The sequence below is a fragment of the Pantoea sp. A4 genome (assembly GCF_000295955.2).
GTDB classification, from domain to species: domain Bacteria; phylum Pseudomonadota; class Gammaproteobacteria; order Enterobacterales; family Enterobacteriaceae; genus Pantoea; species Pantoea multigeneris.
On record NZ_ALXE01000052.1, the window covers coordinates 24,653 to 37,674 of the forward strand.

Sequence of the window (13,022 nt, forward strand, 5' to 3'; positions counted from 1 at the left end):
GAGGTGACTGCCACCTCACGTTGAGCGCCGCTTAAGCAACGTCTCTTTCAGGAAATAACCTGGGGTTTTTCAGCGCGTTGAAAAATCTACAGCGGCACTACAACTCAGCCTGTGAATCCTCAACCTGAGTGGCCTCTGGTCGTGGCTTCGGTGCATCAGGCGCAAAACCTCGCAGCCCCACCACATGCACATGCTCCGTATTGTTAAAGACTTTACGTACCAGTTTGTAGGTGGTGCCCTTTTCCGGGCTGATATTTTCCGGCGCAGCAATCACCAGTTGCATCTCCAGACGTTCACACAGCTCGAAGAGTGTGGCGATGGAACGCGCATCCAGTCGGGCTGCTTCGTCGAGGAACAGCAGACGGCACGGTGAAATGTCTTTGCCACGCAGACGGCGAGACTCTTCTTCCCAGCTTTGTACCACCATCACCAGAATTGACATCCCGGTACCGATCGCTTCACCGGTAGACAGCGCGCCACTTTCCGCACGCAGCCAACCATCCGAACCACGGTTAACTTCCACTTCCATCTCCAGATAGTTGCGGTAGTCGAGCAGTTCTTCACCAATGGTTTGCGGCGTACGTTGGCCCATATCAATCTGCGGATTCAGGCGTTGATACAGTTTCGCTAAGGCCTCAGAGAAGGTCAGGCGGGAGCTGTTAAACAGATCCTGATGCTGTTCATGTTCAGCCGAAAGCGTGTCCAGCAGCACAGAGTGAGCTTCTCGGACGTTCACGTTCAGACGCACACTGCGCACCTGACCGAAACTGACCGCCTGTAGTCCCTGGTTAAGCTGACGGATACGGTTCTGTTCGCGCTGAATGGTTTTACGAATGATGTTCGCCGCACTGCGCGAGCTGATTGCCAACGTCTGTTCACGTGCTGTCAGCTCTTCCGTCAGGCGATTCAGCTCAATTTCCATCTGCTCAATCGCTTCAACCGGATCGTCTGTGCGAATAATATCCTGACGGATACGTTCGCGCAGATGCTGGTATACAGCGATGAAGAACTGAATTTTGCGCTCAGGGCGTTTAGGATCTTCTGAAGCACGCAGTACGTCACGCAGATGTTCGTTATCCGCCACCGCCAGGCGCAGAGCACCCAACGCTTTATCCGACATGGAGCGCAGTTCATCAGCGCCCATATAGGCCAGTTCACGGCGGTGCAGACGGCGTTCAACGCCGTTGTCTTTCACCAGACGCAATACGGTACACCATCCCGCCTTGGCGCTGACCACATGCTCACGGCTTTGATGGTAGTTACGCTCCAGCTGACGCAGTTTTTTCTGCAGGCTGTCGGATTCGGCTTCACAGAAGGTGATCTGTTTTTCCAGTTGATTACGGCGTGCACGGTTGTGGCTGAGCGCGGTATACAGCTCATCGCGGCGGATACGTGCTCGCTCTTCTGCGCTGGCATCTGCCTGAACGCCAATCGCCTGCATCTCCTGTTGCAGTTCCTGCAACATATCGCGTTTGGCATCAAAGGCACTTTTCAGTGACGCCTGCACCTGCGAATACTGCGTCAGGCGCTGTTGCTGCTCACGCAGACGTTCACGCGAACGTGCACGTTCCGCTTCAGCATGTTCCAGCTGTTGACGCAGCTTGTCACTGAGATCGCTGTTACCCGTCAACATGCTGGCAGAGTCGGCATAGCTGAAGTGTGCGCGGCGCTGTACCACTTCTGTCAGCGCAAAGGCCTGCTGACGCGCATCACGCTGCTGCTGTTGCGCCTGCTGGTAGTCCGCTTGTAACTGTTCATGCTGCTCAGGGTCGTTTTGCAACACGCCAACCAGTGATTCCAGTTTCGTCAGGCGAGCGCCATGTTGATGCAGGAAACGCGACGCATCCTGGGCTTCTTCCACCTGCTCGCGGATCTCTTCGCAGCGATCGGCTAGCGTGTCATCCAGCAACAGGCTGACACGTGGCAGCAGGCGGTTAAGCTGTGCCACCCCCTCACGCGCCAGTTCAAACTGCTGACGCTGCTGCTGGTTGTCATTTTCATGCTGGCTGAGGGCGCGTTCCAGTTCACCACGACGCGTATTCAGGCTGCGGATTTGGGCTTCAGGATCGGCATCAAACGCAACGGCCAAATGGCTACCGATAAAGCGGCTGAAAGACTGATGCAGGCGCTGCGTTTTCTGCACATCAAACGACAGCGTGGCGTACTGCTCTGCCAGGCGGTCACGCTCATTGCTCAACAGCTCCAGCTGGTTTTCACGCGCGGCGCGGCCAAACAACGGCACTTTCGGGAAGCGGGAATAGCGCCACTGGCGTTCAGCGATTTTCACCACCACCGCTTTTTCTAACTCATCGACGGCAAAGACACTGTCATCAAACGACTGCGGGTCCCCTTCAATCAGGTAGAGATCTTCCGGGCACTCTTCCAGCCCTTCCAGTTGCTCACGCACCAGAGAGAGATCCGGCACAACGATGGCATGACGTGACGGGCCATACAGTGCGGAGAAGTACGGCGCATCATCAAGGGTGACATCATCATAGATTTCCGACAGCAATACGCCACCGAAACGCTCGGCCAGTTGGGTGAGGCGGGCATCTTCTGCGCCACCAGGCTGGCTCAGGCGTTCAATCTGTTGTTCTACATCGCGCTTGCGTGCCGCGATGTCATCACGCTCAACGGTGGTTTCGCGCTCGCGCTCCAACAGCTGTTGCATGTATTCGGTGATATCCTGGCTACTGCTGAGCTGCTGACCGGTTTGTTCACTTAACTGAGTGAGGATCTCCTGTGCCGCCAGCCAGTGCGGCGCGCGTGCAGTCAGGGCAGTGATGCGTTCACGCAGTTGCTCCAGCTCCTGGCGCATCTGCATACGGCGTTCACCGGCATCCGCTACGGTGGCATTCAACTGCTCAATCTGCGCTTCCAGCTCACGCTGTAAGCCTTCCAGCGCATCAGCATCATACTGCTGCCCCTGGCGCTTGCAGAACTCCGCCAGCAAACGCTCTGCATCATGCTGCTCACGCAGGCGCTGCTCCAGTTCGTTCAGGCGCAGACGCAGTGAGGAGAGCTGATCGGCGTGATGACGCTGGTTATGTGCGTCACGCAGGATCTCACGTCCGGTTTGCCATGCATCCTGACGAGTGACGCTGCCTGCAATGGCCATGACCAGCGCCAGCGCCTGTTCAAACTGCCCGTGTGCGGCTTCTGCCACACTGAGTTTTTGTTCCAGCGTTAACAGGCGTTCGGTCGCTTCTTCTTCACGAGCCTGGAATGCGTGCTGATACTCCTCCGCGTTACCGGTGGTTAAATCCGACAGCTGGCAGAGTGAGCGCGCACGCTCCAGTGCCTGTAACGCCTGCTGGTACTGAATGGCACGCGTTTGCTGCACATCCAGCGCCTGCTGGAAATCGGCCAACTGGTTTTTCAGTTCATCGACTTCGGTTTCTGCGGCTTCCGCACGCGCTTCCTGCTCTTCCAGCAGCTCGCGTCCCTCTTCAACCACTTCCGTCTGTTCTTCCAGACGTACCGTCAGCTCTTCGAGGTCCGCATCATAGCGGGTGATTTTTTCCTGCTGGCGCATTGCGGTTTGCACCAGGTTCAGGTGATCACTGGCACCCTGATAATCGACTTCCAGATCGCTTTCCGCACTGGAGTGCTCGGCCAGCTCACGCGCCATTTCAACATGACGATACTGCTCTGCCGCCAGCTGATTGCGGCTGGTGAAGAGATCGTGACGCAGTTGTACCGCGCCATCCAGATGCACACGACGCTCATTAGCGTGGCGCATGTAGTCCGCCGATACGTAGCTGGTAGCTTCGGAAATCAGGTGCTTAAACAGATCGCGATCGGATTGCGTTACGCGGATGGCTTCCAGCGTCAGACGGTTCTCACGCAGTGCGGCTTCCATATCCTGGAAGGCCTTACGCACACCGCCATTTTCCGGCAGCAGGTAGTCACGCAGTGAACGCGTGATGGCACTGGAGATCCCGCCGTACAGCGAAGCTTCGATCAGGCGGTAGAACTTACTGCGATCGCTGGCGCTGCGCAGCCGGCGCGGCACAATGCCCAAATCGAACATCATCGCATGATAGTCGGTCACGGAGCTGTATTGACGGAACTGCACACCCTCGCAGGCTTCTACGCGTTCTTTAACGTCATTCAGCGACAGGACACGAGCCTGACGGGTATCGAGAATTTCCGTCAGCATGTCGGTCGGGTTGCTGTCCATCGGCAGCCCGTGAATACTGAAGGGTTTGATATCGACTTTCTTATCGCGCCCTGCCACCTGTTGCAGACGCACGCCCACAATCACACGCTGATGGCGTGAGTTGATCACATCCAGCGCCGAGTAGCAGACCCCAGCCCGCAGCTTACCGTGCAGGCCTTTGTCGCGTGAGCCGCTGGTGGCCCCCGCTTCCGTGGTGTTACGGAAGTGCAGCAACGTGAGATCGGGGATCAAGGCGGTGACAAATGCCGCCATGGTAGTGGATTTACCCGCACCATTACCGCCTGAGAGCGTCGTCACCAGCTCATCGAGGTCGAAGGTACGTGCAAAGAAGCCGTTCCAGTTTATCAGGGTCAGCGAGCGAAATTTTCCGCGTTCAATCATGCTTACTCTTCCTCCGCGCTATCATTCGCTTCATGGTCATTTTCTTCTGGCTCATCGGCCACTGCCTGCACCGGGATCTGTGCATCTCCCGTGCGGATCAGGCGGAGCTGGGCTTCACGCGGATCGTCTCCGCTGCGCACGTCCGCGCCAAAGCGGAACACCGACTCGATAATGCGGAATTTGCTGCTGTCATTGCCCATAAACCACACCATGCCGAGGCGGCGCAGGCGCGTTAGTGAGGCACGCACTTTTTCCTGCAATTTGCTGCGGTCAAGGTCGGAACCGGTTGAACGCTGATTGACGAAACGCAGGAGTTTGCTCTCATCCGCTAACGACAGCAGTTCGTCATACAGCTCTTGCTGGGTGAAGATCCCTTCGTTTGCCAGACGTTCCGGGCTGAGATAAAGGTAACAAAGAATTTTCCCTACCATCATATCCAGCTCAGAGAGCACTGAACGGGGAATGAGCGTGGTCGAGCGTGGACGCAGGTAGAAGAACCCCTCCGGCGCTCGCACCAGTTCAACATGATAACGGGCGTAAAATTCGCCTAAATAGTCCTGATAATCCATCAGGAAAGCGTGGTTATCCAAATCTTCAATGCCGATATGACGGCCTGCGCGCAACTGACTGTCCAGCGCAGGGAAAATCGGATTCGCCAGTGCCTGCGCCAGCTTAACTGGCATCACTTGTTCAATATTTGTCGATGACATGTGCCTGCACCTTGGCTCCGTATTCATTAATGGCCTGCCATTCAGCAGGTAAACCGGCTAAATCCGCTTCCGCCACCCCTAACCTGACGGCCTGATCCACCACAATACGCGCCAGATCAAAATGGCGGGCGCGTGGATACTGCGCCAGATAATCGCGCATCACGCTAGCAAGGTGGAGCGGTTTCTGTTCGGTTTTATAACTCTGTAAGGCTTCTTCAATCATGGCTGCCAGCTGTTCACGAATTTCATTGAATTCTTCGAACTCCATCTCAGGTGGCAACTCCCCCATCACCTCGTCATTACGTAATGTCATTTCGTCATCACGGAGATCGTAGAGGCGGTCGGCATTGGCGTACGTCAATACCCATGGGTTATCAAAATAGTTCTGCACCGACTGACGTAAACGCTGCGCAAAGACGCGGTTTTTGTCCATATCGATGGCGGTGCGAATAAATTTGTGTACATGGCGGTCATAGCCAATCCACAGATCAATCGCTTGCTGTCCCCAACTGATAATGCGATCCAGCTTGCTTTGCAGATCAAACACCAGCTTATCGACAAAGCCGAGGTCTGGGCTGTTCAGCGTGGCATCCTGAATGCGTAACAGATTGGCCTGGAGCTTATCGCCTGCCGCTTCCAGCGTGTCCTGCAACTCACGCAGCGTGCCGGACGTTTCTGATAACAGCAGTTCACAACTGGAAATCGCTGCACGCCAGTCTTTGTTCAGCAGGTCCGCGATGTCATTCTTCACGGACTGCTGCTGTTCGTCCATCAGACGTTGACTCATATCGATGCTGTCAAAAATTTCCGCGACGGAATATTTCAACGGCGCAAAGACGTTGCGCTGCCAGTGGAACTCATCACCGTCTTCATCCGCAGCATCGGCGGCACGTTTCAGTTCCTGAGCGACGATAGAGAGCTGCATTGAGAGGCGCAGCGTGGAGAATTCACGCTGGCGGATATAGTAGTCGGTAATGCCGATGGCCAGCGGTGTCAGGCGATAGATGGCATGGCCTTCTGCCAGTTCGCTGGTAAAGCGGTTAATCAGGCGCTGACGCACCATGTCATTGATGGCGTTGTTGGCACGCACCAGGACCGTTTCATGGGTTTGTTCGAAAGCCTTGCTGACGTGACGAAAGGCATCAATCAGTTCGCCTTCACTCATTTCGCCATCCATGCGCTCACCGTTCAGGGTGGCAATGGCCAGCAAAAAGGCCAGACGTTCAACCGGCAGCGTAAGCGAGAAGTCATTCTTACGCGCCCAGTTCACCAGTTCGGGAACCGTCTGGGAAAATTCACTCATAGTTCGTCCTGTGTTACGGGTTTACGCGCCGTTACGTGAATATAGCGTCCAAGGCTCAGGAAAGGCTCCTGACGGCAGTAACGTCGCTCCATCTCAATAATTGCTTCCGTTCCTTCCCCGCGTTGTGGCGGCTCTGACATATAGTCGCAGAACACGCGGATCCCGGCTCGTGCTTCAGTAACAAAGCCGCAGGCGTTCAGCCATTGCTCGACCTCTACGGGATCACGCGGATAATCGGGTGAGAGTGTGCTCTTCTTGCGTTTCGCCATGTCGGCACGCAAATAACCGAAGTTACCCAATGTCAGGTTGCGCAGCGTCAGGCCGTGGCGATTATAGAACATCAGAGATAATACGCCGCCCGGCGACAGTACGTTGTACAGCGCTTTTAACACCTGTTCGGGTTCTGCAACCCACTCCAGCACCGCGTGAAACAATACCAGATCAACCGGTTTATCCAAATGTTCGCCCACCTGCTGGGCGCTAATTTGTTTGAATTGCATGTTCTGGCTCACACCCTCTGCCTGCGCATGCTCCTGCGCCAGACGCAGCATTTCCGCAGAGAGATCGCACAACAGCACCTGATGCCCCTGTGCCGCCAGCCCGCTGGATATCTGCCCGATGCCGCCACCGGCATCGAGGATCTGCAACGGACCTTCTGGCAGCGTCGGTAACAACGCGTTTAGCTCATCCCACAGGATGGCCTGGCGAATCCGGCCTTTGGTCGTGCCATAAATATTTTTTGAAAACTTCTTTGCGAGGTCGTCAAAGTTACGATCCTGCATGGCATGGACTCCGGTATGCTGCACTGAAACTTATGCTATTTTGTCACAGGAGAGCCAGGAATGAACCTTTCATCCCGAGGTTGTCACCCGGCTGCCGTTTTTTCGTTCAACAGGGGAGTTTAACGATGCTTTTTTACCTGAAAAAAGTCACTGGCGGCCTGCTATTGCCTTTGCCATTTCTGTTATTGGTTATAGCGACCGGGATTTTGCTGCTCTGGTTTAGCCGCTGGCAGAAAGCCGGTAAAATTGTCATTTCTGTTGGCTGGCTAGTGCTGTTGCTACTGAGCCTGCAGCCGGTTGCCGACCGTCTCTTGCAGCCCGTGGAAGAGCGTTACCCTACGTGGAATGGCGATGCGAAGTATGACTACATTGTGGTCCTCGGGGGGGGCTATACCTATAACCCAGAGTGGGCACCCAGCTCTAATCTCATCAGTAACAGCCTGCCTCGCGTCACGGAAGGGGTACGCCAGTGGCTGCGCCATCCTTCCGCAATCATGGTATTTACCGGCGCTGCGGGGGGGAATAATCCCATGAGCAATGCTGAAACCGCGGCAAAAGTGGCGCAGAGCCTCGGCGTCCCCGCCGACCATACGTTGGCATTGAGTCAACCAAAGGATACCGAAGAGGAGTCTCATGCGGTGCGGGCCGCAATTGGTGACCATCCGTTCCTGTTGGTCACTTCCGCCAGCCATTTACCTCGCGCCATGCGTTTCTTTGAAGCAGCCGGGCTGAAACCGATTCCGGTACCGGCAAACCAAATGGCGATCACCTCACCACTTTACTGGTTTGAACGCGTCACCCCTTCTGCAGTGTGGCTGGGTCACAGTGAACGTGCGGGTTATGAGCTGCTGGGGCAGTTATGGCAGTGGATGAAGGGCATTCGCTCACCGTCAACCGAGCCACGGCAATAGCTGGTTGCGCGCGTGATCAAAGCGCGCGCGATCGAACTCGCCGCTGTGCACCAGGCTATCAACACAAGACCAGAGTTGATACAGCCAGCGGCGCCACATGAAGCCGTCATCTACCGGGGCGTGGCTGAGATAGAGACGTAATAATTCTCCCTCAACGCCCCGATCGGACAGATAGATCAGCTCATATTCGCGCGGCCCCCACAGAATGTTGCCCGGCTCGGCCATGGCCAATAGCAGATCGCTGTGCGGTTCTTTGATAATACTGGAGAGGCGAAAGTTACCGTGCAACATCACCGCAGGGTCATCGAAGCCGGTAAACAAACGTTTGAACTGCGCGCGACTGCGAAACAGGATTTGGCGATCTTCCTGGGTAAAGAAAGGCGGACGTAGATAGCCTAATGTGGCCCACAACACTTCAACGCGTTGGCGATACCAGACTGGCCAGTTATTTTCCTGAACGCTGTCAACGCTGCCGATCAGGCCATGACTCTGAATACGATGCCAGCCAAGTAGCCCTTCGACCACCTGCTCAAAGAGTTGCTGACGGCGGGAAACATCCCCTGAAGCCGCTTCTGCGGAGATGCCTTTAATTCGTTCAAGGAGCAGCATTTCGTGTACCGGTGGCTGCTGGCTCAGCACCAGACCATACACTGCAGGCACCTGTATCAATCCTTCGTGGCCCAGCATCGCCAGCTTTTTCGCTTCCAGTGCTGCCCGCCCCTGATGCCGGTAATATTTCGCCATCATCGGCAAAGGCTCGCCGGCTTCATCATACAGGGCGTATAAACGGGCGGGGGGTTGCTCGCTGATGGGTTCAACGCGACTCAGTGATTTACCCAATACGACGGCCAGCTCTTTTTTTAGCTGTTCCATTTTCCCCCTCCGTACCACGATGCCTGTCTGCAACAGACAGGCTACCGGATTTAAGGCTGCATAGCTGCGCGTACCCGAACCAGGTCTTCGGCGGTATCAACGCCTGTGCCAGGCACGGTCAGTGCAACAGCGACGTGAATCTTTTCGCCATACCAGAGCACGCGAAGTTGCTCCAGCAGTTCGATTTTTTCCAGCGCACAAGGTTCCCATGCCACATAGCGACGAATGAAACCGGCGCGATAAGCATAAATACCGATGTGGCGCAGCAGCGAATCGCCGATCTCTTCACGCGACTGCGCAAAGCGTTCACGATCCCAGGGGATGGTGGCACGAGAGAAATAGAGAGCATAACCTTCAGCGTCAGTCACGACTTTCACGGCGTTGGGGTTAAATGCCTCTTCCGCATCGTGAATGGGCACCGCCAGCGTCGCCATACCTGCGGATGTCGCACCAGCGAGATTATGGGCAACCTGACGTACGATGTCCGCAGGAACCATCGGCTCATCACCCTGCACATTGACAATGATGTCGTCATCGGCAAATTGCAGTTTTTCGCAGACTTCCGCCAGGCGTTCAGTGCCCGACTGATGATCGGCACGGGTCATACACACTTCACCACCCGCTGCTATTACTGCCGCTGCCACTTCATCGTGATCGGTTGCCACAATGACGCGACTGGCTCCCGATTCGCGAGCGCGCTCCATCACATGCACCACCATGGGCTTACCGTGGATATCCAGCAACGGTTTTCCCGGTAAACGGGTAGAAGCATAGCGCGCAGGGATAACCGCGATGAAACTCATGGATGAATCTCTTCTGCCGTTAACGTGCGGGCTTCATTTTCCAGTAGAACCGGAATGCCATCACGCACTGGGTATGCCAGGCCGTCAGGCTTACAAATCAATTCCTGCTGAGCATTATTGTAGTACAGCTTGCCATTACATACCGGGCAGGCAACGATTTCGAGTAAGCGGTGATCCATAAATCCTCCATCACGGACCGATAACAGTGGGTGCTAGCATAGCATAGCTGGGAAGGTGAAGCGGGGAGGAAACAGGGGTTACAAACAAAGTTAGTGCGGCAGTAAATGCACTGCCGCACCTTTTAATCTACGCTTTGCTCGCTTATTGCTCAGCCTTACAGAGCGCGGTAATTTTCTGCATGAGCGGTGCGAGTGCATCACCTTGCAGTTGTGCATCTACCGGTAAATACCACCAGTTTTCCTGCGCAAAGGTGCGGCATTTCACCGCATCTTTTTCCGTCATCAGCAGCGGTTGTTCCGGCTGAGTCAGTGCGACCAGTTCCGCTTTGTGATAGGCATGGTGATCGGCAAAAGCGATTTCCGCCACTGGCGTTAGCCCTTGCTGGCGCAACGTGTTGAAGAAACGCGGTGGATGGCCAATACCCGCCATCGCGACCACCTCTTTGAAGGTGGACAGCGCTCGCTTCTCGCCGCTGCGCATATTGACAGCCAGCCCAGGGCTGAGCGTCATCGCAATTTCTCCTGCCAGTGCCGTGCCACCATTTGTCACTACGGCATCAACCTGCTTTAAGCGAGAGGCTCGCTCGCGCATCGGCCCGGCAGGCAGCCACCAGCCATTGCCGAAGCGACGCTCACCGTCCACCACCACAATTTCAACATTACGCTGCAGTGCATAGTGTTGTAGGCCATCATCGGTGATGATGACATCCAGCGGGTATTTTGCCAGCAAACGCTCAATCGCGGCCCGACGACGAGGTGCCACGGCAACCGGGGCGTTGGTCCGCTGGGCAATTAGCACCGGTTCATCGCCAGCCTGGTCAGTGGCGGTCTGTGCCGTCACCAACAGCGGATAGCTTTCCGCTTTCCCGCCGTAGCCACGCGACACCACACCCACCTCATAACCTTGCTGCTGCAACGCCTGCACCAGCCAGATAACCAGTGGCGTTTTGCCGTTACCACCCGCAGTCAGGTTTCCGACCACCACAACCGGTATGGGAGAGCGCCAGCTTTTGCGCAATCCAAGCCGATAGCTTAACCGGATAATGCCGCTGACCGCGCCATACAACAGGCTGAACGGCCAGAGCAGCACCCAGAGCGGGGATTTACCACTCCAGATACGCGCTATCATGCGCCAAACTGCATTTTGTGCAGCTGAGCATAAGCTCCCTGCTGGGCGAGAAGCACCTCATGTGTACCGCGCTCAACGATGTAGCCATCTTCCACCACCACAATTTCATCGGCTTTTTCGATGGTGGACAGGCGGTGCGCAATTACCAGCGAGGTACGGTTTTTCTGTAGTTCGTCCAGCGCAGACTGGATAGCACGTTCAGATTCGGTATCCAGTGCTGAAGTCGCTTCATCAAGGATCAAAATCGGGGAGTCACGCAGCAGCGCGCGAGCAATGGCAATACGCTGGCGCTGACCACCAGAAAGCAGCACACCGTTCTCACCAATCACCGTATCCAGGCCATTGTCCATTTTATTGATGAAGTCCATGGCGTGTGCCATCGTCGCCGCACGTTCAATCTCTTCACGGCTGAACTGGTCTTCGCGCGCATAGGCGATGTTATTCGCGATGGTATCGTTAAACAGGTGGACACTCTGGGAAACCAGCGCAACCTGGTTACGCAGTGCACGCAGCTGATACTCACGCAGGTCATGCCCATCCAGTAAAATTTCGCCCTGCTGGATATCATAGAAACGCGTCAACAAACTCGCCAGAGTCGACTTACCAGAACCGGAACGTCCTACCAGCGCGACCGTCTTACCTTCAGGCAGATGCAGATTGATGTTGTGTAACGCAGGGGTTTCACGGCCTGGGTAGGTAAAGGTGACGTTGCGGAATTCGATTTCGCCTTTAGCACGCACCAGTTCACGGTTGCCGGTATCTTCTTCCTGCTTGGTATCGAGGATCGAGAACAAGGTCTGGCAGGCTGCCATACCGCGCTGGAACTGCGCATTGACGTTAGTCAGTGATTTCAATGGACGCATCAGCGCAATCATTGAGGAGAAGACCACGGTGATACTACCGGCAGTCAGGGTATCCATTACGCTTGGGAAACTGGCTGCATACAGCACGAAAGCCAGCGCCAGCGAAGCAATCAGCTGAATGATAGGATCGGAGATAGACGAAGCAGAAACCAGTTTCATGCCCTGCTGGCGCATACGGTTGCTGACGCGCGAGAAACGCTCGGTTTCTACATCCTGACCACCAAACATCAAGACTTCTTTATGCCCTTTCAGCATCTGCTCTGCACTGGTGGTCACCTGCCCCATGGTATTCTGCATGTTTTTGCTGATATTACGGAAACGTTTGGAGACGTTACGGATCGCAAACGAGACCACAGGTGCCAGCACAATCAGAATTAACGACAGCTGCCAGCTGTAATAGAACATCATGATAAACAGGCCGATGATCGAGGCACCTTCACGCACCACGGTGACCAGCGCACTGGAGGATGAAGAGGCAACCTGTTCAGAATCATAAGTGATGCGAGACAACAGCGTACCCGTTGACTGCTGATCAAAGAAGGAAACCGGCATGCCCATCATGTGGCCAAACAGACGACGGCGCATGTTCATCACCACCTGACCAGAGACCCAGGAGATGCCATAGCTTGAGACATAGCTGGTAATACCACGAATCAGCATCAGGCCAATCACCGCCAGCGGCATCCACAGTAATACTGATTTATCCGCTTTGCCAAAGCCGTCATCCAGTAAAGGCTTCAACAGGGAGAGCATAAGGGTGTCGCCTGCGGCGTTGATCACCAGCGCCACTGCGGCCACAATTAAACCCGCTTTGTGTGGGGCGATCATTGGCCAGAGTCGACGGAATGTCTGCCAGGTTGAGAGATCTTTGTCTTGATGCATTATATTTTCACGCTGTTTGAAAT

General features: G+C 55.2%; 10 protein-coding genes. 1 reads left to right on the forward strand and 9 read right to left on the reverse strand.

What is annotated here, in order from left to right:
• Positions 1–97: 97 nt before the first annotated feature.
• From mukB to cmoM, 4 genes are read right to left on the reverse strand one after another with little or no spacing between them, the layout of a single operon-like run.
• Positions 98–4,564 (reverse strand): chromosome partition protein MukB, encoded by a 4,467-nt coding sequence (gene mukB / locus B880_RS0121560; protein WP_017349542.1) that lies wholly within the window; start codon positions 4,562–4,564, stop codon positions 98–100.
• Between the two features lie 2 nt (positions 4,565–4,566).
• Positions 4,567–5,274 carry a chromosome partition protein MukE gene (mukE, locus tag B880_RS0121565; protein ID WP_017349543.1) on the reverse strand — a complete coding sequence of 236 codons (708 nt, stop codon included), beginning with the start codon at positions 5,272–5,274 and terminating at the stop codon, positions 4,567–4,569.
• Positions 5,255–6,577 (reverse strand): chromosome partition protein MukF, encoded by a 1,323-nt coding sequence (mukF, locus tag B880_RS0121570; RefSeq protein ID WP_017349544.1) that lies wholly within the window; start codon positions 6,575–6,577, stop codon positions 5,255–5,257. The genes mukE and mukF overlap by 20 nt, the downstream gene beginning before the upstream one ends.
• Positions 6,574–7,359: a tRNA uridine 5-oxyacetic acid(34) methyltransferase CmoM gene (gene cmoM / locus B880_RS0121575; RefSeq protein ID WP_017349545.1), complete on the reverse strand. Its 786-nt coding sequence runs from the start codon at positions 7,357–7,359 to the stop codon at positions 6,574–6,576. Before cmoM ends, mukF begins: the two co-directional genes overlap by 4 nt.
• Positions 7,360–7,484: 125 nt before the next feature.
• Between cmoM and elyC the strand changes: the two genes are divergently transcribed.
• A complete protein-coding gene (gene elyC / locus B880_RS0121580; protein WP_017349546.1) occupies positions 7,485–8,270 on the forward strand; it encodes an envelope biogenesis factor ElyC in 786 nt (261 codons plus the stop codon).
• Here elyC and B880_RS0121585 read toward each other — a convergent pair.
• The 5 genes from B880_RS0121585 to msbA all read right to left on the reverse strand — a co-directional run bounded on the left by B880_RS0121585 (position 8,250) and on the right by msbA (position 12,999).
• Positions 8,250–9,143 (reverse strand): phosphotransferase, encoded by an 894-nt coding sequence (locus B880_RS0121585; RefSeq protein WP_017349547.1) that lies wholly within the window; start codon positions 9,141–9,143, stop codon positions 8,250–8,252. The genes elyC and B880_RS0121585 overlap by 21 nt on opposite strands.
• Before the next feature lie 50 nt (positions 9,144–9,193).
• Complete coding sequence (gene kdsB, locus B880_RS0121590; RefSeq protein WP_017349548.1) at positions 9,194–9,946, reverse strand: 3-deoxy-manno-octulosonate cytidylyltransferase; 753 nt, start codon at positions 9,944–9,946, stop codon at positions 9,194–9,196.
• Positions 9,943–10,125, reverse strand: a complete 183-nt coding sequence (locus tag B880_RS0121595) for a Trm112 family protein (RefSeq protein ID WP_017349549.1) — start codon at positions 10,123–10,125, stop codon at positions 9,943–9,945. Before B880_RS0121595 ends, kdsB begins: the two co-directional genes overlap by 4 nt.
• 142 nt (positions 10,126–10,267) lie before the next feature.
• A complete protein-coding gene (gene lpxK / locus B880_RS0121600) occupies positions 10,268–11,254 on the reverse strand; it encodes a tetraacyldisaccharide 4'-kinase (protein ID WP_017349550.1) in 987 nt (328 codons plus the stop codon).
• Entirely contained in the window at positions 11,251–12,999 is a 1,749-nt protein-coding gene (msbA, locus tag B880_RS0121605) for a lipid A ABC transporter ATP-binding protein/permease MsbA (RefSeq protein WP_026042832.1), read from the reverse strand. The genes lpxK and msbA overlap by 4 nt, the downstream gene beginning before the upstream one ends.
• Between the last annotated feature and the right edge of the window lie 23 nt (positions 13,000–13,022).

Coding starts and splice junctions, on each gene's coding strand:
- mukB (WP_017349542.1), bottom strand. CDS start 4,564: ATGATTGAACGCGGAAAATTTCGCTCGCTGACCCTGATAAACTGGAAC.
- mukE (WP_017349543.1), bottom strand. CDS start 5,274: ATGTCATCGACAAATATTGAACAAGTGATGCCAGTTAAGCTGGCGCAG.
- mukF (WP_017349544.1), bottom strand. CDS start 6,577: ATGAGTGAATTTTCCCAGACGGTTCCCGAACTGGTGAACTGGGCGCGT.
- cmoM (WP_017349545.1), bottom strand. CDS start 7,359: ATGCAGGATCGTAACTTTGACGACCTCGCAAAGAAGTTTTCAAAAAAT.
- elyC (WP_017349546.1), top strand. CDS start 7,485: ATGCTTTTTTACCTGAAAAAAGTCACTGGCGGCCTGCTATTGCCTTTG.
- B880_RS0121585 (WP_017349547.1), bottom strand. CDS start 9,143: ATGGAACAGCTAAAAAAAGAGCTGGCCGTCGTATTGGGTAAATCACTG.
- kdsB (WP_017349548.1), bottom strand. CDS start 9,946: ATGAGTTTCATCGCGGTTATCCCTGCGCGCTATGCTTCTACCCGTTTA.
- B880_RS0121595 (WP_017349549.1), bottom strand. CDS start 10,125: ATGGATCACCGCTTACTCGAAATCGTTGCCTGCCCGGTATGTAATGGC.
- lpxK (WP_017349550.1), bottom strand. CDS start 11,254: ATGATAGCGCGTATCTGGAGTGGTAAATCCCCGCTCTGGGTGCTGCTC.
- msbA (WP_026042832.1), bottom strand. CDS start 12,999: ATGCATCAAGACAAAGATCTCTCAACCTGGCAGACATTCCGTCGACTC.